This is a genomic window from Staphylococcus sp. HMSC36A10, assembly GCF_001838845.1.
GTDB lineage: Bacteria > Bacillota > Bacilli > Staphylococcales > Staphylococcaceae > Staphylococcus > Staphylococcus aureus.
In genome coordinates this window covers 13,866-34,198 of record NZ_KV839087.1, presented here as the reverse complement: position 1 = coordinate 34,198, position 20,333 = coordinate 13,866, and the positions used below count along the sequence as shown (strand labels likewise).

At 30.5% G+C, this 20,333-nt stretch carries 24 protein-coding genes and 2 pseudogenes; 14 read left to right on the top strand and 12 right to left on the bottom strand.

Features of this window, described 5'->3' with window-relative positions; all coding sequences use genetic code 11:
• Positions 1-97: pseudogene (locus tag HMPREF3247_RS14225) on the bottom strand (oxidoreductase); the annotation flags it as partial.
• A gap of 60 nt (positions 98-157) precedes the next feature.
• Here HMPREF3247_RS14225 and HMPREF3247_RS03800 point away from each other — a divergent pair.
• Positions 158-385 (top strand): hypothetical protein, encoded by a 228-nt coding sequence (locus HMPREF3247_RS03800; RefSeq protein WP_000801108.1) that lies wholly within the window; start codon positions 158-160, stop codon positions 383-385.
• A gap of 1 nt (position 386) precedes the next feature.
• On the opposite strand, the gene HMPREF3247_RS03795 is transcribed toward HMPREF3247_RS03800, so the two are convergent.
• Positions 387-578, bottom strand: a complete 192-nt coding sequence (locus tag HMPREF3247_RS03795) for a hypothetical protein (RefSeq protein ID WP_000389905.1) — start codon at positions 576-578, stop codon at positions 387-389.
• 56 nt (positions 579-634) lie between these two features.
• On the opposite strand from HMPREF3247_RS03795, the gene HMPREF3247_RS03790 reads away from it, so the two are divergent.
• Entirely contained in the window at positions 635-844 is a 210-nt protein-coding gene (locus tag HMPREF3247_RS03790) for a hypothetical protein (protein WP_000772137.1), read from the top strand.
• On the opposite strand, the gene HMPREF3247_RS03785 is transcribed toward HMPREF3247_RS03790, so the two are convergent.
• Genes HMPREF3247_RS03785 through HMPREF3247_RS03775 form a run of 3 tightly spaced genes read right to left on the bottom strand, consistent with a single transcriptional unit; the run spans position 837 to position 1,687 of the window.
• Entirely contained in the window at positions 837-977 is a 141-nt protein-coding gene (locus HMPREF3247_RS03785) for a hypothetical protein (RefSeq protein WP_000939495.1), read from the bottom strand. The genes HMPREF3247_RS03790 and HMPREF3247_RS03785 overlap by 8 nt on opposite strands.
• Positions 978-991: 14 nt before the next feature.
• On the bottom strand, positions 992-1,435 hold the full coding sequence (locus HMPREF3247_RS03780; protein ID WP_000435360.1) for a hypothetical protein: 444 nt from the start codon (positions 1,433-1,435) through the stop codon (positions 992-994).
• Between the two features lie 12 nt (positions 1,436-1,447).
• On the bottom strand, positions 1,448-1,687 hold the full coding sequence (locus HMPREF3247_RS03775; RefSeq protein WP_000548578.1) for a helix-turn-helix transcriptional regulator: 240 nt from the start codon (positions 1,685-1,687) through the stop codon (positions 1,448-1,450).
• 170 nt (positions 1,688-1,857) lie between these two features.
• On the opposite strand from HMPREF3247_RS03775, the gene HMPREF3247_RS03770 reads away from it, so the two are divergent.
• The 5 genes from HMPREF3247_RS03770 (at position 1,858) to HMPREF3247_RS03755 (ending at position 3,468) form a co-directional block, all read left to right on the top strand.
• Positions 1,858-2,565: a helix-turn-helix domain-containing protein gene (locus HMPREF3247_RS03770; RefSeq protein WP_000094093.1), complete on the top strand. Its 708-nt coding sequence runs from the start codon at positions 1,858-1,860 to the stop codon at positions 2,563-2,565.
• A gap of 11 nt (positions 2,566-2,576) precedes the next feature.
• Positions 2,577-2,732, top strand: a complete 156-nt coding sequence (locus HMPREF3247_RS14820; protein ID WP_001049399.1) for a hypothetical protein — start codon at positions 2,577-2,579, stop codon at positions 2,730-2,732.
• Complete coding sequence (locus HMPREF3247_RS03765) at positions 2,719-2,904, top strand: hypothetical protein (protein ID WP_001089804.1); 186 nt, start codon at positions 2,719-2,721, stop codon at positions 2,902-2,904. The genes HMPREF3247_RS14820 and HMPREF3247_RS03765 overlap by 14 nt, the downstream gene beginning before the upstream one ends.
• A 199-nt stretch (positions 2,905-3,103) precedes the next feature.
• Positions 3,104-3,286 (top strand): hypothetical protein, encoded by a 183-nt coding sequence (locus HMPREF3247_RS03760; RefSeq protein ID WP_000705240.1) that lies wholly within the window; start codon positions 3,104-3,106, stop codon positions 3,284-3,286.
• 35 nt (positions 3,287-3,321) lie between these two features.
• A complete protein-coding gene (locus tag HMPREF3247_RS03755; RefSeq protein WP_001013104.1) occupies positions 3,322-3,468 on the top strand; it encodes a hypothetical protein in 147 nt (48 codons plus the stop codon).
• Here HMPREF3247_RS03755 and HMPREF3247_RS03750 read toward each other — a convergent pair.
• Entirely contained in the window at positions 3,465-4,079 is a 615-nt protein-coding gene (locus HMPREF3247_RS03750; RefSeq protein WP_000191459.1) for a hypothetical protein, read from the bottom strand. The two genes, HMPREF3247_RS03755 and HMPREF3247_RS03750, sit on opposite strands and share 4 nt — an antisense overlap.
• A gap of 107 nt (positions 4,080-4,186) precedes the next feature.
• Here HMPREF3247_RS03750 and HMPREF3247_RS03745 point away from each other — a divergent pair, with 107 nt between their 5' ends.
• Entirely contained in the window at positions 4,187-5,224 is a 1,038-nt protein-coding gene (locus tag HMPREF3247_RS03745; protein WP_064266692.1) for a tyrosine-type recombinase/integrase, read from the top strand.
• A gap of 56 nt (positions 5,225-5,280) precedes the next feature.
• Positions 5,281-6,105 (top strand): annotated as a pseudogene (sph, locus tag HMPREF3247_RS03740) (sphingomyelin phosphodiesterase); the annotation flags it as partial.
• Between the two features lie 237 nt (positions 6,106-6,342).
• Here sph and lukG read toward each other — a convergent pair.
• Both lukG and lukH read right to left on the bottom strand, forming a co-directional pair.
• Positions 6,343-7,359: a bi-component leukocidin LukGH subunit G gene (gene lukG / locus HMPREF3247_RS03735; RefSeq protein ID WP_000595393.1), complete on the bottom strand. Its 1,017-nt coding sequence runs from the start codon at positions 7,357-7,359 to the stop codon at positions 6,343-6,345.
• 21 nt (positions 7,360-7,380) lie between these two features.
• On the bottom strand, positions 7,381-8,436 hold the full coding sequence (gene lukH / locus HMPREF3247_RS03730) for a bi-component leukocidin LukGH subunit H (RefSeq protein WP_000791418.1): 1,056 nt from the start codon (positions 8,434-8,436) through the stop codon (positions 7,381-7,383).
• Between the two features lie 435 nt (positions 8,437-8,871).
• Here lukH and HMPREF3247_RS03725 point away from each other — a divergent pair, with 435 nt between their 5' ends.
• Positions 8,872-10,095, top strand: a complete 1,224-nt coding sequence (locus HMPREF3247_RS03725; protein ID WP_000206642.1) for an ArgE/DapE family deacylase — start codon at positions 8,872-8,874, stop codon at positions 10,093-10,095.
• Between the two features lie 722 nt (positions 10,096-10,817).
• Here the strand turns inward: HMPREF3247_RS03725 and HMPREF3247_RS03720 are convergent.
• Positions 10,818-11,261 (bottom strand): hypothetical protein, encoded by a 444-nt coding sequence (locus tag HMPREF3247_RS03720; protein WP_000361985.1) that lies wholly within the window; start codon positions 11,259-11,261, stop codon positions 10,818-10,820.
• Between the two features lie 887 nt (positions 11,262-12,148).
• Between HMPREF3247_RS03720 and HMPREF3247_RS03715 the strand changes: the two genes are divergently transcribed.
• On the top strand, positions 12,149-13,456 hold the full coding sequence (locus HMPREF3247_RS03715; protein ID WP_001045079.1) for a TrkH family potassium uptake protein: 1,308 nt from the start codon (positions 12,149-12,151) through the stop codon (positions 13,454-13,456).
• A gap of 533 nt (positions 13,457-13,989) precedes the next feature.
• Here HMPREF3247_RS03715 and groL read toward each other — a convergent pair.
• Together groL and groES are read right to left on the bottom strand one after the other, a co-directional pair.
• The gene (groL, locus tag HMPREF3247_RS03710; protein ID WP_000240642.1) at positions 13,990-15,606 is read right to left on the bottom strand and encodes a chaperonin GroEL; all 1,617 of its coding nucleotides are present in this window, start codon (positions 15,604-15,606) and stop codon (positions 13,990-13,992) included.
• Positions 15,607-15,681: 75 nt separating this feature from the next.
• A complete protein-coding gene (gene groES, locus HMPREF3247_RS03705) occupies positions 15,682-15,966 on the bottom strand; it encodes a co-chaperone GroES (RefSeq protein WP_000917289.1) in 285 nt (94 codons plus the stop codon).
• Between the two features lie 175 nt (positions 15,967-16,141).
• On the opposite strand from groES, the gene mroQ reads away from it, so the two are divergent.
• Positions 16,142-16,885 (top strand): CPBP family intramembrane glutamic endopeptidase MroQ, encoded by a 744-nt coding sequence (mroQ, locus tag HMPREF3247_RS03700; RefSeq protein WP_000197635.1) that lies wholly within the window; start codon positions 16,142-16,144, stop codon positions 16,883-16,885.
• Positions 16,886-16,909: 24 nt separating this feature from the next.
• On the opposite strand, the gene HMPREF3247_RS03695 is transcribed toward mroQ, so the two are convergent.
• Positions 16,910-18,130, bottom strand: a complete 1,221-nt coding sequence (locus tag HMPREF3247_RS03695) for an SdrH family protein (protein ID WP_049318078.1) — start codon at positions 18,128-18,130, stop codon at positions 16,910-16,912.
• Between the two features lie 196 nt (positions 18,131-18,326).
• On the opposite strand from HMPREF3247_RS03695, the gene HMPREF3247_RS03690 reads away from it, so the two are divergent.
• Positions 18,327-18,953, top strand: a complete 627-nt coding sequence (locus HMPREF3247_RS03690) for a nitroreductase family protein (RefSeq protein ID WP_000522384.1) — start codon at positions 18,327-18,329, stop codon at positions 18,951-18,953.
• 360 nt (positions 18,954-19,313) lie between these two features.
• Positions 19,314-20,099, top strand: coding sequence for a carbon-nitrogen family hydrolase (locus HMPREF3247_RS03685; RefSeq protein WP_000867939.1), 786 nt, complete (start codon positions 19,314-19,316; stop codon positions 20,097-20,099).
• Positions 20,100-20,333: the final 234 nt, after the last annotated feature.

Here is a 20,333-nt window from a genome sequence, read left to right as displayed (position 1 = left end):
TATATAACTCTCTTGCACTTATTGCGATTTCTCCGTTTTCTTTTTCTTGTATGTTGAACATTTCGCCGATGTTCGATTTTGTTTGTAATGCTTGCATATTGTTTATGCTCCTTTCGTGTATAATTTAGTTATCTCCTAGTGAAAGGAGGTGAATATTATGAAAAACTACTATCACCTTTTGTCTTTCGATGACGATTTAGCTAATGATGCAGCCAACGATCTGTTAAAAGAAGGTTGGGATATCGTTCATGTTGGTACAAAATTAGTTAAAATTTTGGATAATGGACAAGCGTACTACAATACTGAATACGTTCTGGGCGGAACTAAAAATCAGTATGAAAAATATTTAGAAGATTGCCAGCAGTCCGAGTTAGATTATTTTTAACTTATGTTTTTCTGCGGTTATTAGCTAAATACTTTTGTTCTCTATCAATTAGGTAGAGAACTTTTTTAATTTCGGTGTAAGAAAACTTTTCTAGTTCAATACATTGATTAATTACAGACATTAAATTCTTTTGTTTATTATTTAAATTCTTCTTTTGGATTTTTAAAGAATAAATTTCTTTCATATCTTCCATAATGTTTATGCTCCTTTCGTGTATAATGTTGTTATCAACCTAAGGAGGTGATAAGTATGAAACTTCTAGTTACTTTAAAGGATGGTTCAAAAAAACATGTTTCGGATTTAAAGAAAATTGTTTTTCCAGGATATGAAGGAATTGAAACTGTTACAAAAGAGGAAATCGAAACATTTTTTCTAGACCCTACTAAAACTTATGTGTTTGTTGGATCTCAAACTCTAAGTGTGGAGGCAGGGCAAATCCTTACCGTTGAATTTAGCTAACCTTTTTCAACAACTCTGCAACTGCTCGCAACAGTTCAGGGTTGTTGTTTCTTTCTAAACAGTAACTAGCATGCTTGAGTAATTTGAGTTTTAATTTATTTTTTTCTTTCGCAATTCTAAATTTTTGTAACATTTGTTGTTCCTCCTTTATTCGAAATCATCGATAGTTAATTCTGAAACTCTCTTTTCATAGATGTATAAATAATAGTTTTTGATTTCTCGATAAACTTTTGCTGCTAGGTTGTATTCACTTTCACTCAAGTCTGAATTAAGTGTCACTCCAAAAATTGATAATGTTAATTTTCTAATATGGTCATGAACATCTTGTACATAAGCTTTTTGATGAATTGATTCGAAGCCATGCTGATACTTTTTTAGCGGAATCGGATGATTGAGCTTCCTCAATCTTCCTAGCGACAAATCTTTTGCGAAATTGAGTTTTTTATTGATTTCTTCTAAATCGTCATTATTGATTCTTACTTTACTGAAAATTGCACCTGAGCTGATTGGTTTCTCGCCTTTTATAGCATTTCTAACTTCTTTCGCTATAATTTCTTTCAACTCTTCTTTGGTTAACGTTATTTGTTCCATAGTGTCCTCCTTTTAAGATGTTATTTCGTTTTTGTGCATTTTTGGAACTCGCTCAATAAAAAAATATTCTGGAAATAGTTCTTGTATAGGTGTTTCGAGAGCTTTAGAAAAAATCATCGCTTCATCTAAATTAATAGGAATCTCTCCGCGTTCTCTTTTTCCGTATTGTTGACCCGAAACACCAATCAAACTCCCCATAAAGTCTTGGTTCTTTTTCGCCGCTTTTCTAGAGCTATATAAATCTTTGTGCATTTTTGGAACACCTCCCGAAAACAATACTACACCTGATGTTCCAAAATTGCAAGTGCTTTTTACATATTTTTTTGCCTCTACACATATTTTTATGTTTTTGTTGCATTTTTGGAACTGTAGGCATATAATGAAGTTATTAGTTAGATAATATGTTTAAAGGAGATAAAAATATGAGTTCATTTTCTTCGAATTTAGAACGTCTGATGAACAAAAGAGATATGAGTGATAGTGAATTAGCAGAATTAGTAGATGTTAATAGAACAACAGTCACAAGATGGAGAAAGGGAATTAGAAGTCCAAAACTAGATAAATTACCTGAAATAGCTAATGTTTTTGGAGTTAAACCCTTAGATTTAATACATGATATGGATGATTCGAAAATTATTGAAGAAATTCATAACGTATCATCTCAACTCACGCCTCCAAGACAAAGCAATGTACTAAAATATGCGACTAATCAATTAGAAGAGCAAAATAATGACAGTGATAATCTGGTAGATTTCAATTCTTACATTCAAGAAAAATCCGAAGTGGATATATATGGTTGTGCGTCTGCTGGTATTGGTGAAAGATTATATAACGAGCCTATTTCAAAAGAATTCGTAAGAGGTTATGTCCCCGCACATGATATAGCTTTAAAAGTAAATGGAGACTCAATGGAGCCGTTATTTAAAAATGGACAAATTATATTCATTGAAAAATCTCACACTATCAAAGATGGACAAATAGGCGTCTTTATTATAAATGGAGATGCTTACGTAAAGAAGGTTTATGTAGAAGATAACAGATTAACGTTGGTTTCTTTAAATAAAAAGTATAAAGATTTACATTTTTATGATAATGAAAGTGTGAGGTTAGTTGGAAAAGTTATTTTATAGGAGGTAGTAAAATGAATTTAAAAGAAGTTGACATTAACATTGAAGAGTGGGAAATGGTTGAAATCCCCTTTTATACAGAAGAAGAACTGACTTATAGATTGAAAAACGATTTACCTATAACTAAAAGTGAGTTTGAAGAACAGGAGTCTAAAAATGAATTCTTATAAAGAAATTGAACACTTACACATTAACACCGGTGGTAAAGAGTTAACTCAAGAGCAAATAGAAGAAGCTAAATCTTTTATAGACAGTCAAGGATTTAAAGATATGATTCGAGAAGCTAAAGAGTCACGTCAAAGAGTTATGGAGTCTAAAATTACTGATAGAACTAAAATGTGATTAATAACGTATATTTAGCGCTTTAATATAAATATAAACAAAGGAGAAATTGACATGAAAAAAGCAATCTTAACTTTAAGTCTTATATTTATTACCTACTACCTCACTTTTAAATATATGTGGATTAAAGAATTGAAGTATTAATTATGCTTATTTAAAAAAGACGTCTATTTCAGCAGTGTTTGAAAGGAAGTTTATAATGAAAATAACTAATTGCAAAATAAAAAAAGAAACTATAGTATATGAAGTTTTAACTAGTGGTAATCAACCATTCACTTATGAGTTACCTAAAGATTTATCGTCACATAATGCGCGTAAATACTTGGAATTTATTTCACAAAAAATAGATGGCGATAAGTTAACCAAAGAAGATTCATTATGATTTTACTAATCAAAAAACGCCTACAAGTGTAGACGTTGAATGGTGGTGAGAATTTTATGGCGGATAAAAACAAAAAACAAGAAGCTACTCGTAGTAACCCAATAAACAAAAGTTTTGAAAAGCCGGGTGCCAGCGAAAACTTAAAAAGCACTTTATCAGAAAAAGCTAAGAAAAAAGATTAATATTCATTCATTAAATATAAATCCAATTTAATTTGTTGTTTAAGGTCTACAAGTGTATGTTTAATATACAATTCATCGTTTGACGGTAAATCAGATACTTTGAAATCTTGTCGCTCAACCTCTAGTAAATCGAAATCGCTACCAGCTGAATTATAGGTTTTAAGTTCACCCTCTTCAATGATTCTGTTTTCAAAGTCTTTAATAACTATAAATACTGGTTTACCGTTGTTATTAAACAACTTGTCTCTTTTGTCTAATAAGCTTATACAATCCAAATTCATAAACTTTCTTGTTTCATTAATTAACCAGATAATGAATTTAACAATTAAAGGATTAAATACAAGCACTGTTAAAACAAAAATAATTAGAAACCAAATATTTGCTTTTAGACCTGTAAGCAACTGAAGTAAACTCAAATTTTTTAAATCAACATTATTAAAAATTATAAAAGTATAAAACCATATCAAACATGTTTCAATAGAAAAAATCAATAATACAGGAGTATTGATAATCTTGTTTTTTTCACTAACTAAACCTATCATTGTTAGATATTTATATGGTATGTAACCTAAAACTCCTGTAAGAAGAAGCGCCCCTAGAAATTGAGTCATCTTATCACCTACTTTTTATTTTATTATAACATATTTAGTACCTAGTACTAAATTTTGGGTAGCCCGCCTACCCTTATTATTTTTTGCCAATTTTGAGGAGGGAACGCATGAAAACACGTTGTTACGATGGTAAAAAATGGCAATATGAATTTAAGCATGAAGGAAAAAGATACCGTAAGAAAGGTTTTAGAACAAAGCGTGAAGCTAATTCTGCTGGACTAGACAAGTTAAATGAGTTAAGAAGTGGTTTTAATATAGATAACTATATAACTCTTGCAGAATACTTCGAAAATTGGATTAAAACATATAAACAACCTGTTGTTAAAGAAAATACCTACCGTCATTATAGAAATGCATTACAACATATACAAAAACATAAAATAGGTAAAATGGAGTTATCAAAGATAAATAGACAAGTTTATCAGAAATTCATAAACGACTATTCAAAAGAACACGCAAAAGAAACTATAAGAAAAACAAACGGTGCTATTCGGTCAGCTTTAGATGACGCATTATATGATGGACTTATTTTTAAAAACCCCGCTTATAAAGTTAATTATAAAGCCGGAAAACCTACGAAGTCAGAACAAGAAAAATTCATCTCGGTAACTGAATATGAAATACTAAAAGATCACGTCAGAAAGAAGAGAACTCGTTCATCATTAGCGCTATTCATAATGATTTGTACGGGTTGTCGTGTCAGTGGTGCAAGAAATATAAAGATTGAGCATATCAACCAAGTGAAAAACACTATATTTATTGACGAGCGAAAAACCGATACTTCCCCTAGATATATCAGTATCGCTAAATCTGATATGAAACACATTATGGACGTCATAAGTACATTTGCAATTAGCTATGATGGTTACATTTTCAAAGAAGCCGGATCTATAATTAACCTTCATGCTATCAATAATGCTTTGAAATCAGCCTGTAGAGTCAATAATATACCAATTATTACATCGCACGCATTAAGACACACTCATTGTTCTTATTTACTAGCAAAAGGTGTATCTATACATTACATTTCTAAAAGATTAGGTCATAAAAATATAGCAAAAACTACATCCGTGTATTCTCATTTGTTAGAAGAAAAATTTAATGAAGAGGACAAAAAAACAACTAAAATTTTAGAAAGTATGTAATTTAGGGACCCATTAGGGACTCCAAACCCAATAAATACTGTTGTTACAAGGTTTCTATGTATCCAAACTGGGGGCAATATAAACGCGCTGATTTAATCGGACAATCTTCTTATATTAAAAATAATGATGTCGTAATATTCAATGAAGCATTTGATAATGGTGCATCAGACAAATTATTAAGTAATGTGAAAAAAGAATATCCTTATCAAACACCTGTACTCGGCCGTTCTCAATCAGGGTGGGACAAAACTGAAGGTAGCTACTCATCAACTGTTGCAGAAGATGGTGGCGTAGCGATTGTAAGTAAATATCCTATTAAAGAAAAAATCCAGCATGTTTTCAAAAGCGGTTGTGGATTCGATAATGATAGCAACAAAGGCTTTGTTTATACAAAAATAGAGAAAAATGGTAAGAACGTTCATGTTATCGGTACACATACACAATCTGAAGATTCACGTTGTGGTGCTGGACATGATCGAAAAATTAGAGCTGAACAAATGAAAGAAATCAGTGACTTTGTTAAAAAGAAAAATATCCCTAAAGATGAAACGGTATATATAGGTGGTGACCTTAATGTTAATAAAGGCACTCCAGAGTTCAAAGATATGCTTAAAAACTTGAATGTAAATGATGTTCTATATGCAGGTCATAATAGCACATGGGACCCTCAATCAAATTCAATTGCGAAATATAATTACCCTAATGGTAAACCAGAACATTTAGACTATATATTTACAGATAAAGATCATAAACAACCAAAACAATTAGTCAATGAAGTTGTGACTGAAAAACCTAAGCCATGGGATGTATATGCGTTCCCATATTACTACGTTTACAATGATTTTTCAGATCATTATCCAATCAAAGCCTATAGTAAATAGTGCTCAACTAACTAATAACTCGCTTCGTTCTAAAAGGTCGAAGCGAGTTATATTGTTAAAATTTGAATTGACTTACATTTTAATAAAATCATCTTAACAACTTTAATTTTTCATTAATACAAGTCTTTACTCTACACTCAAACAAGATTCATACACTGCACATTATAATAAATCTATCTACTCAAATATAAATAAAAGTTACCTACTACATTCTATGTAGCAGGCAACTTTTATTACTTATTTCTTTTCATTATCATTAAGTACTTTTACAAACTTCACATCATGTGTCTTCCAATCAACTTCATATAATGCTGATAATTTTTCTTCTTTTTTATCTACATGGTTTTCACCAGACCAATAGCCCCAGAAACCATGACGATTCCAATCTATTTTAAACTCATCCATTGATCTTTTATAATGAACAACAAATTTTGATTTACCTTCATCTTTTTTATCATGTGACATAACAGCTAAAAATTCTGGATTAAACCCTTCAGAAACAGTTACAGGCATCTTATTCTTAGGCGTAAAATTATCTTTCGCCCATAAATTTCCATTTCGTGTTAAAGAAAAGATTTCACTTTTAGTTCTATTATCACTATCATTAGTTAATTGTCTCGTATGGTCATGTCCCATATTATTTATCAAATGTGCTTCTACTTTCCAACCTACACCTTTATGTGACGTAGATTGATCAAGTAATGTACGATATGATGGTTGTTGATAACTAATCGTCTCTGAATAATTACTCTCTTTTGTAATATTTCCAGTTAAGCCTCCACGATTAATCGAAAAATCTCCACCTGTTTTATAACCATACGTATATTTAACTTCTCTTGATTCATCCTGATTTTTTGGTGCAAAATCAGTCACATTTGTATTATTGTTGTCATCAACATTTTGAATTGAAACTGAATAAGATCCAGGCCATCTTAATGTACTATTCCAATAACCATTTGGGTCTAAAATTCTCAAACCACTACCAATTGTACCTTTTGCTTTAATAAATACTGTTTCTTTATCATAATTAGGTTCAGTTAAGAAATTAAATTGTAAACTTTGAGTAATATTTTTTTGACTATCACTTGTTGTAGCTGTACGTGTATACATTTTAGTATCACCATCAAGATTCTTCTCAGAAACAGCTTTAATTTCAGAATTAATTTTTGCATAAGAAGTTGCCGGAAATACAGTTAATGCAGTAGATATTGCTAAACTACAAATTGTGATGTTTTTGTATAATTGTTTAATCATTAGTAATCCGCCCTTTCAATATTATCCTTCTTTATAAGGTTTATTGTCATCAGAATATTTATCAACGACTTTAACTGTTTTATTTTTCCAATCAACTTCATAAGTGACAATTAATCTTTGACCATCTTTATTTTTTTCTAAAATTGGAGGTGCATAATGTATTCCAGGTCTGTTTTTCAAAATATCTTGATTTCGTGTGTATGTTACTTCAAATTGCGTTTTCTCATTTGACTTTTCATTAGATAAATATGTTAAAAATTCTGGATTAAAGCCACTTCTTACTAATGCTGGGTATCTATATTTTGAAGCAAAGCTTAGTTCAGGGTTTTCAACAGTAGCAATTCTCGTATTTCTATAGAATAATAATTCATCATTTCTATTTTTCACTTCTCCACCATACTTCAAGTCATTCGCAATAACTGACCAGTGTACATGCCAGTTATTATTTTTACCGCTGGCAATTGTGTCATAATTTTGCTGATTATAACTAATCGTTTTGGAGTAGCTATTTGATGAAGTTCGTCCAATACCTTTAGTTGAATCGAATTTACCACCTGAGCTATATGAAAATGTACTGTCTACTTTCGCAGTTGAAATTTTATTTTTCGGCAATTGGTCTAGTATTTCAGTTTTACGATTTCTTTTTACTTGAAAATCTACATGGTACTCACTTGGATACTTTAACCAATTTGAATTTTTTTCTTCTTTATGAGATTCAAACTTTAAATTTGAATGAATTGAGCCTTGTTTTTTAACAAGTAATACATTCTTGTCATAAGTTGGATCATCGATAAAGTCGAATTGTAAATTTTGGAGTATATTTGTTTTCTCATCATATACAGTTTCAGTTCGTTTTGTGATTTTACCGTTTTTCCCAATATCATCAGGTACTGTTGAATTTTTATCTTTATTAGTAACATTACGTTTCTCTTTTTGTTGAGACTTATCAACATGTTCTTTCTTATTTTGGTCTTGCGAGTCTTTATGAGCTGAATTTGCTTGAGTCGTTGCTGCTGATAACAATAAAATTGCACATGATAATGATGACGCTATTAAAACACGTTTTTTATTTTTCATTGTTATAACCTTCTTTCGTATGATTGATATTTGTTGATATGTATCGACATGTGAATAATATCACAAAAATAGAGAATATATATTTAACTATTTATTAAATGATTTTGTTAATATTATTAAATACTTTATCCTCTTTAAAAATAATGTGTGTACAAAGTCATTAATTTAGCAAATATTTTTATTTAGTAGTTAATAACCATCGATTTGAAATTTATATATAATTATTAGCTAAATAATATCCTGCATCTTTCTGATACAATTTACTATAAAATTGAGCATACCCGATATCAGTGTTAATAAGATCGTTGATACTAGACAGTTAATTTCATAGAACGAAATCAAATAACACGCTACTTTCTGCATTTTAAATTATGTTTAAGAATAAAAATTATGTTTATATAAATATATATACTACTTTGAAAAGGTGTGAGCTTAATGACAACTTTTAGTGAAAAAGAAAAAATTCAATTACTAGCAGATATTGTTGAACTACAAACTGAAAATAATAATGAAATAGACGTTTGTAATTATTTAACAGATTTATTCGACAAGTACGATATTAAATCTGAAATTTTGAAAGTTAATGAACACCGCGCCAATATCGTTGCAGAAATCGGTAACGGCTCACCTATACTCGCATTGAGTGGTCATATGGATGTTGTTGATGCAGGAAATCAAGATAATTGGACTTATCCCCCTTTTCAACTCACAGAAAAAGATGGCAAATTATATGGTCGAGGCACAACAGATATGAAAGGCGGTCTGATGGCTTTGGTCATCACACTCATTGAATTAAAAGAACAAAATCAATTACCTCAAGGAACGATAAGATTACTAGCTACTGCTGGCGAAGAGAAAGAACAAGAAGGTGCCAAATTATTGGCTGATAAAGGCTATTTAGACGATGTAGATGGCTTAATTATTGCTGAACCAACTGGATCAGGAATTTATTATGCACATAAAGGGTCTATGTCATGTAAAGTAACTGCAACTGGTAAAGCTGTCCATAGCTCAGTTCCATTTATTGGTGACAATGCAATTGATACACTGCTTGAATTTTATAATCAATTTAAAGAAAAATATTCAGAGCTTAAAAAACATGATACTAAACATGAATTAGATGTTGCACCCATGTTCAAATCATTGATAGGAAAAGAAATTTCTGAAGAGGATGCAAATTATGCATCTGGTCTTACAGCTGTATGTTCGATTATAAATGGCGGCAAACAATTTAACTCTGTACCAGATGAAGCTTCACTTGAATTTAACGTAAGACCAGTTCCTGAGTATGATAACGACTTTATAGAATCGTTTTTCCAAAATATCATTAATAATGTGGATAGCAATAAGCTTTCACTCGATATTCCAAGCAATCACCGACCTGTAACAAGCGATAAAAATAGCAAATTAATTACTACGATTAAAGATGTAGCTTCTAGTTATGTAGACAAAGACGATATATTTGTTTCGGCGCTTGTAGGTGCAACAGATGCCTCTAGTTTCTTAGGTGATAATAAGGACAATGTTGATTTAGCCATTTTTGGACCAGGTAATCCATTAATGGCACATCAAATCGATGAATATATTGAAAAAGATATGTATCTGAAATATATTGATATTTTTAAAGAAGCTTCCATTCAATATTTAAAAGAGAAATAAGAACGATGCTGTCAGCTGCCCTATTCGCGTGCTGGCAGTTTTTTATTTTAATTTGTTCTTTAGTTATTACTCATCATTTCTAACTGAATCAAAAAAGTAAGATTCAAGAAAATTAATTTTTCTTTATGAAAACATATAACTTAACAAAACTAACCTTTAGTTTTAAGGTCAGGTGACAATTCCTCTTGTAAAACATTAATTGATAGTTTAATTAACATCAATGTTGTTTAAGTTTTTCATCATTCATCCTGCCCTTTTAAATTAATTATTAACCAACTTGAGAAAATTAAAATTCAATACTTTTTTCCATTTACTCTTGAGAAGCTAGTCCGTATAAATTAACACAAGTCATTTGTACTAATTTAAATATCTTAATGCTGCCTCTACTTAATCACCTCAAAGCTTCTCAAGTAATTTACATGCTTTTGTGCTTATTTTTCATACACCAGATAATACAACAACTTTCTATTTAAAATCATAGCTTCTATATCATTTATAACAACGAATGATTCACCAACTCTTACAGGTAAAACTGCAATTAAAACTAATGAAAAATTTTCATTAGTTTTCGAAGCCTCTTTTGGGTGTGATTAGAATTACAGTAGTAATAAAAATAGCTATCATTACACGTATTCCAGTTGTTATTATTTAAAATGTAAAAATAACAACTATTAGATAATACATACAATATTTAACAGATACTTTTGATTAAATATTATGAACTAATAATTTAATATTCCTTTTAAAACCAAGTGAGCAAATTTTATGATTAACATTGATAATATAATAATCATACCGACATAGTTAAATATTTTAAAATCTATAGCCATTTTTTCTCCATATTTTTTATCTAATTTAAGTTTAGTATTATCATCTGATAAAACAACTCGTTCGAATGATTTTGGTAAAAATTGTTGGAATAATATTGTTGTCAAACTAACGATGAATACAGTTATTTCTATGTTTTTACTATTAAAAATTTTGAAGAATAATATATATATTGCAAATAACAAGTAAACTTCAGTTGCAAATGTAAAAGAGATAATCGAAAAAATCTTTTGAGCACTATTAGCAAATTCATAATTTTTCTTAATAGCATTGAAATAGTACAGAACTATTAAAATCGTCAAAAAAATTATTATCAAAAATGTTATTACTTTGTCCATATAATCGCCTTCCAATCAAAATCAGCAATGAAACATTAAATCTGATTTTACAAATTTTTTTATTATAATTTACATTTAAAAATTAATAAATATTTATAAAAGTCATACATATTTCTTCAATCAAATTCTTTTCGTTTATATCTAAATACAAATTAATCACACACTGTTGAACAAAATGACTATACTAGGAAATTTTCACAATCTGTTAAAATTTACCAAATAATATTGTATAACTTTCAAATTAAAATTCTATCTAAACTTTACAATAGAAAGTGAAGGTAATTATTCATAGTCGACTTAGTTTTCTTCAAGTTAGTCATATCCATGATCTAATATTATTAGCAATCTTCATAATAAAGATAACACAAATCTCAAAATTTTTAATACAGCAATATTTTACAAGTCAAATTATATATAAATATGATAAAAATTCATTTGCTTTACTAACTCATTCACTTTTTAAATATTTTCTCTATAACAATAATAGTCTATAGCAGTTGATGCGCTTCTTTATAATATAATTATTAAAAAAATGAAAAAACATTATGCATAATCACTATTGAGATAAACATAAGTAAAATTGTGATATAAAACAGTAGTAACAATCCGTAAAAAAGCCTTCCAATAGCTTAGTCGACTAATGGAAAACGTCTCATAAAAAAATATATTTTCGTGTATTCTAATGTTTACTTGTAATAAATCATAATCGTCCAAAATCTCACTTTTTAGTTAGTAAAAATCAGAAAATGAAATATATCTCAGGGCCAATTAAAAATATTAAAAGAATTAGTCAACACCTGTCAGTAATACACATCAGTAACATTTCTATTTTCATTTATGATATTATCTAATTATTAATTTATAATATAAAGGAGTATGAAATTAAAATGAACAAAGTCCACAAACCTTTATATTTTTATTTAATGCTTTTCTTCTCTACAACTATCATAGGTGCACTTTTATTGTATTTACCTTTTACTGGTAAAAAGCCAATATCTTTTTTAGATGCCCTATTTATAGCTTCAAGTGCATTTACAGTTACTGGCTTGTCCCCAGTTGATATAGGATCACAGTTTAATATACTTGGTGAGATAGTAATACTATTATTAATTCAAATAGGTGGTCTGGGTATCGTGACCGTAACCCTATTGACACTAGTATTTTTAAATAGAAAGATATCAATGAAAAATAGATTCTTGATTATGGTTACATGGAATATTGACGAACCTGGTGGTGTTATTAAGCTAATTAAACACTTGGCTATTTATAGTTTAGTCACTGAATTAATTGGTATGATTTGTTTGTGTTTATCTTTTATACCAAAATTTGGTATAGGCAAAGGTTTATTTTTAAGCTTATTCACATCAGTATCAGCTTTTAATAATGCTGGATTTGCCCTTTTTAAGAATAACTTAATAGATTATTCTAGTGATCCAATTGTCATTATTACAATCTCAATACTCATAATATTTGGAGGTATTGGACATTTTGTCGTGATAGACTTTATTAATTGTAAAAAATTGAGTAAATTATCTTTACATTCTAAATTAGTCTTAACTACAACTAGTATCCTAATAATTATAGGAGCTATTACATTCTTTTTATTAGAACAGTTTAATACTATGCAACATATGGGACTAGTTGAAAAAATCGGAAATTCTTTTTTCCAATCAGTAACAACACGAACAGCGGGTTTTAACAGTATTGATATAGCAAGCATTAACAAATCTACCGCCTTAATGTTAATGTTACTTATGTTTATTGGTGGTGCCCCTCTCAGTGCAGCTGGAGGAATTAAAATAACTACTTTTGCAGTGGCGTTTATATTTGTTCTAAATTATATACGTAAAGAAAATAATGTTTCAGTATTCAATAAAGAAATATCTGACAAACATATAAAACTATCTATTGTTACCATTAATATCTCATTTCTATTTATCAGTATCATTACTTTTATATTATCGATAATTAATCCGAACATATCATTAATCAAGTTATTATTCGAAGTGGTTTCTGCATTTGGAACAGTCGGGTTAAGTATGAACCTTACCACAGAATATCATGGTATTACTAAAATAATTATTATATTCGTTATGCTTTGCGGTAAAGTAGGACTATTAACTTTATTAAGAACATTTATACCACCAAAAAGTCCTAAAAATTACCGCTACACTAAAGGACAAATTTATCTATAAAATAACTATCCATCTTTAACAAGAAATGAACTAGTGTTTTAATTTATTACATTTAAAAAACTACCTAAACAGGTAGTTTTTTGTTTTTTATTTATTTTAGGCCCATTAAATGTCTTATGTCTTTAATTAAGTAAAATGCACAAGTACACCTTTAAAAAGATCTACTCAAAACTAAACTATACCTAGTTAACCGCTTGTGATTAAGAAATTTTAAATGTGGTTTCTTTTAATTATGTCAACCACCCATAAGGATTTTAATCAAGCACTCATTCATTCCTGCACTCGCAATATGCATTACTTATAGAAGTTGATGTACTCTCATATTAAGGGCAATACAATAACTTCCGCACCACAATGATTTAAGAATCTCAATAACACATCAGCACATAATAAAGACACCTCTCATAAGTTTAGTCAACTAATGGAAGGCGTCTCGTAATTAAAATATATTTACGTGCATTCTAATTTGTACTTAGAATGAATCATACTCGTGCATAATGTAATTTTCTAGTTAGTTAGAACTATAAACAGTTTTACATCATTCCTGGCATGCCACCCATGTTAGGTTGGTCATTATTTTTTTCTGGAATTGATGCTACAACCGCTTCAGTCGTTAAGAACATTGCCGCAACACTTGCTGCATGTTGTAATGCTGAGCGTGTTACTTTAGTTGGATCAACGATACCTGCTTCTAACATATTAACCCACTCGTTTGTAGCAGCGTTAAAACCAACACCTGGTTCTGCATTTTTCAAGCGTTCAACGATGACAGATCCTTCTAACCCTGCATTTTCAGCAATTTGGCGAACTGGTGCAGTTAAAGCTTTAAGTACAATATTCACACCTGTTTCAATGTCACCTTCTGCTTCTATTTCACTTACTTTTTGGTAAACATTTACTAATGCAGTACCACCACCTGCAACAATACCTTCTTCTACTGCTGCACGTGTAGAGTTTAATGCATCTTCAATACGTAATTTACGTTCTTTAAGCTCTGTTTCACTTGCTGCACCTACTTTAATAACTGCAACACCACCTGCTAATTTAGCTAAGCGCTCTTGTAATTTTTCACGATCAAAGTCAGATTCAGTTTCTTCAATTTGAGATTTCAATTGGCTTACACGTGCATCAATGCTGTTTTCGTCACCGTCACCATCAACAACAGTGGTATTATCTTTAGTTACTTCTACTTTACTTGCAGTACCTAACATATCAATTGATGCATCTTTTAAATCTAAGCCTAAATCATCAGTAATCACTTGCGCACCAGTTAAAATAGCTAAATCTTCTAACATTGCTTTACGACGATCACCAAAACCAGGTGCTTTTACTGCAACAGCAGTAAATGTGCCACGCATACGGTTTAGCACGATATTTGTTAATGCATCGCCTTCAACTTCATCAGCTACAATTAAGATTGGACGATTAGATTGAACCACTTGTTCTAATAAAGGTAAGATATCTTGGAATGATGAGATTTTCTTATCTGTCACTAAAATATATGGGCGTTCTAATTCAGCAACCATTTTATCTGAATCAGTAACCATATACGGTGATTGATAACCACGATCAAATTGCATACCTTCAACCACTTCAAGTTCTGTATTCAAGCCATTTGACTCTTCAATTGTAATGACACCATCGTTACCTACTTTTTCCATAGCTTCTGAAATATAGCGTCCAATTTCTTCATCTGCTGCTGAAATCGCACCTACTTGCGCTATTTCATTTTTATTTTCAACTTTTTGAGAATTTTCATGTAACGCTTCAACAGCAACTTTAACTGCTTTGTCGATACCTTGTCGTAAACCAACTGGGTTCGCACCACTTGTAACATTTTTCAAGCCTTCTTGAATCATTGCTTGAGCTAATACTGTTGCAGTTGTCGTACCGTCACCAGCAATTTCATTTGTCTTATTTGCAACTTCTTGAACTAGTTTAGCCCCCATATTTTCATATGGATCTTCTAATTCGATTTCTTTAGCAATCGTTACACCATCGTTCGTAATTAAAGGTGCTGTAAACTCTTTATCTAATACAACATTACGTCCTTTAGGACCAATCGTTACTTTAACTGCATTTGCTAATTGGTCTACACCACGTAACATTGCTTGACGTGCATCTTCAGAGAATTTCAATTGTTTAACCATAAATGATAAACCTCCATTTGTTTAGTCATATTTCATTTTCGTTCTTTACAATTTATCTATGAATTTAGTTTTATATTATTCAATTACCGCTAAAATATCTTCTTCATTTAATACTAGATATGTTTCATTATCTCGTTTAACTTCTGTACCAGCATATTGTTGGAACACGACACGGTCCCCTTCTTTCACTTCAGGAGTCACTCTTGTACCATCATTTAATAGGCGTCCAGTTCCTACTGCAACGATAACGCCTTCGTTTGATTTTTCTTTAGCACTATCAGTTAAAACAATACCACTTTTAGTTGTTTGTTCTTGTTCTTTTTTCTCAATAATCACACGATTTCCAATTGGTTTTAGCATGATTGTTCCTCCTTAAAAAAACCTAAAGTTTAGCACTTAACATTAAAGAGTGCTAACATACATTTATAATAATCAAATTTGGTCAAAATTTCAAGTCATAACCTTTTAATTAAGTTTTGTAACTTCAAGTTATTTACGATAAAATAAATTATAAACAAATATTTGGAGGAAAATTATGACAAGACTATGGGCATCATTGCTAACTGTTATTATTTATATATTGTCTCAATTTTTACCGCTTCTCATTGTAAAAAAATTACCATTTGTACAATATAGTGGCATAGAACTGACTAAAGCAGTCATTTACATACAACTTGTTCTATTTTTAATCGCCGCCACGACGATTATTTTAATTAATTTAAAAATTAAAAATCCAACAAAATTAGAATTAGAAGTTAAAGAACCTAAAAAATATATCATTCCATGGGCATTGCTTGGATTTGCATTGGTAATGATTTATCAAATGGTAGTGAGCATTGTATTAACGCAAATTTATGGTGGACAACAAGTAAGTCCTAATACAGAAAAGCTAATTATTATTGCTCGAAAAATACCTATATTTATCTTCTTTGTATCTATTATCGGTCCTTTATTAGAAGAATACGTATTCAGAAAAGTAATCTTTGGAGAATTATTTAATGCGATTAAAGGTAATCGTATCGTAGCATTTATTATTGCTACAACAGTAAGTTCATTAATATTTGCATTAGCACATAATGATTTCAAATTTATTCCAGTTTATTTTGGTATGGGCGTCATTTTTTCATTAGCATATGTTTGGACAAAACGGCTTGCTGTTCCAATTATTATCCATATGTTACAAAACGGATTTGTCGTTATATTCCAATTACTTAATCCTGAGGCTTTGAAAAAAGCCACGGAACAAGCGAATTTTATATATCACATTTTTATTCCATAATAAAAAAAACGAATCACACACGGATTATCGTCGCTGTGATTCGTTTTTATTTTTCTTTTTATTTCGCTTTACAAATAAGAATAGCATGATTGAAAATACCACCATCATAGAACATACAATTGCTAGCCAACTTTTACTATATGCAGTTGACGCACTTTTCTTATTATCTTCTTGTTTTTTAACTACTGAAAAATCGTCTTTTTCATGCGGTTCAAATGAGCGTTGTTTTGAATCCGGCTTATCTTCGGGCTTTTTCAAATCTGGCATTGATCCAATTTCACCAGTAATTAATGCGAGTACTTGTTCATCTAAATTACGATAGTACCTTTCTGATTTCAATGGATTGAAATATTGGAATCTAAAGTAATTCGATTGCTGTTGTAATCCATTTAAATATGCATTTCCGCTGAAATTTTGTTTTCGAATAATATTATAAATGTCTTCATCAGTAACTTCTCCATAATCTTTGCCCAACTTATTAATTTGATTTAAAATATACGGATTATACTTGTAAGCCCCATTTGCCAAGGCTAAAAATCGTTGGGATACAAAATCATTACCCGTAGGATTTTGTGAGTTTCCTTGATTCCCATTTGGTTGCCATTGACCTTGATTAGATCCATCTGAAGCATTTGGGTGCCATGTTCCCCCATTTTTCGAGCCACCAGAATGATTGGAATCCCCAGGTTGATCGGGATCTGGTGACGGGTTAGGATTTGGCTTATTAGGGTCTGGTTTTGGATTAGGATTTGGCTTTGGTTTATCTGGATCTGGTTTTGGATCCGGATTTGGCTTTGGTTTATCTGGGTCTGGTTTTGGATCTGGATTTGGTTTCGGGTTATCTGGATCTGGTTTTGGATCCGGATTTGGCTTTGGTTTATCTGGGTCTGGTTTTGGATTCGGACTTGGGTTTTGGTTATTTGGGTCTGGTTTTGAATCTGGACTTGGGTTTTGGTTGTTTGAGTCTGGCTTCACATTATTCGAATCAGGATTAGCATCACGACTATTCGAACCTGTTCCTTCATTACCCGTTTGATTTGATTCGTGAGGTGTCCCAGTCTCATTATTATTCATTTCACTATTTACTGATGGTGAAGTTATATTATGATTCAAATTAGTAGTTGGTTTTTCTCCATTTAAGTTATCCTTTGCTTCAACTGTGTGCGTTGCAAGCCCTAAACTACTACTACTTAAAATTAAAATACTTGTTGAAAGTAACATTTTCTTAAACCAATGATATGACATTTCACGAGACACCTCCCTTTTTCATGTAAGTATTAATCTAAGTATAATAAATATGCGTTGAAAATGCATTTATATTTGGAATTTGAAAATGAATATTAATATTCTTGAAATTTTCGTAAATATTACTTTACAAGTACAAGTATAAATTTTATACTTAGTCTATTAAGTATTCTTTACTAAAGAAGGAGCAATAATTATGGGTTTATTTAAAAAAGATAAAAAAGCAATGACTTTTGACAATGCAATGGAAGAAAGACGTTCAATATATAATTTGAAAGATTCGATATCAATTAGCGATGACGAATTAGAATCAATGATTGCACATGCAGTTAAACATGTTCCTTCATCATTTAATTCTCAATCAACTAGAATTGTTCTCTTGTTAAATGACAACAATAATAAATTTTGGGATAACACAAAAGCAATTTTAAAAGAAGTCATGGGAGAGAATCGTGATTTCGAGCCAACTGAACAAAAAATTGATAACTTCAAACATTCATACGGTACAATTTTGTTTTATGAAGATCAAGATGTTGTAAGTGGTTTACAAGAACAAATGCCAAACTACTATGATAATTTTGCAATATGGTCAACTCAAACAAATGCCATGCATCAATTTGCAATTTGGACTGCATTAGCTACTAAAGGCATAGGTGCTTCATTACAACACTATAATCCACTTGTCGATGAGATGACTTCAAATGAATTTAATATTCCTAAAAGTTGGAAACTTATTGCTCAAATGCCATTTGGTGATATTCGTGAAGCTGCTGGCGAAAAAACATTTAATCCAGTGGAAGATCGTTTCGTAATAAAAAAATAATCAATATATTGTTAAGAATGGGACAGAAATGATAAAGAATCATTAGTTATTCATTATGTAGTAGTTCTTACACATTAGCCGCTGCTAATGTGCACTTAAGAATAGGAATACATGAGTAAAACTCATGTATAAGAAATACTAATTTCTAAAGAAAAAGTATTTCTTTATGTTAGAGCCCACCCCAACTTGCATTGTCTGTAGAAATTGGTGTTCCAATTTCTCTATGTTGGGGCCCCATCAACTACTGTCAATATAACATTGTAGAGCCTAGGACTTTGATTTTATGTCCTGGGCTCGTTTTTTGCGTTTCAACATAACTTTTAGTAAGTTATATATAAGATCTATCAAGGATGTGATGTTATGAAAGTCCAAATTTATCAATTACCGATTATTTTTGGAGATAGTTCTAAAAATGAAGCTCAAATAACGCAATGGTTCGAAAAAAATATGAATGCTGAAATAGATGTAGTCGTTTTACCTGAAATGTGGAATAATGGCTATGATTTAGAGCATTTAAATGAAAAAGCAGATAATAATCTAGGACAAAGTTTTTCATTTATTAAACATTTAGCTGAAAAATATAAAGTCGATATCGTAGCTGGGTCAGTTTCTAACATTAGAAACAATCAAATATTTAATACAGCTTTTAGTGTGAATAAAAGTGGCCAGCTAATTAATGAATACGACAAAGTTCATTTAGTTCCTATGTTAAGAGAGCATGAATTTTTAACTGCTGGCGAAAACGTAGCTGAACCCTTTCAATTGTCTGACGGTACTTATGTGACCCAACTTATCTGTTATGATTTACGTTTTCCCGAATTATTAAGATATCCTGCTCGTAGTGGTGCTAAAATTGCATTTTATGTGGCGCAATGGCCTATGTCACGTCTTCACCATTGGCATTCATTACTAAAGGCACGTGCAATTGAAAATAATATGTTTGTCATTGGAACTAATAGCACTGGATTCGATGGTAACACAGAATATGCTGGTCATTCGATAGTTATAAACCCAAATGGAGATTTAGTTGGAGAATTAAATGAATCCGCAGATATTTTGACTGTAGATTTAAACTTAAATGAAGTAGAACAGCAACGCGAAAATATACCTGTATTTAAAAGTATTAAATTAGATTTGTATAAATAAGAAGCGCCCGAAATAATATTTAACACATGTCATGACTAAACATAGATTTATGAGAGATTTTTCATAAGTCTATGTTTATTTTTTTATAATAAATAACTCAGTAAGAATCCATTTCGCCCTTTGCAAATGAATGATTTTCTTAATTAAATTGATTAATTTTTTGACCTTTTCCAACATTAGACTTATTCATATATTTTAACGGTGGGTCTCATAATGAGGATTAACTCTCCCCTT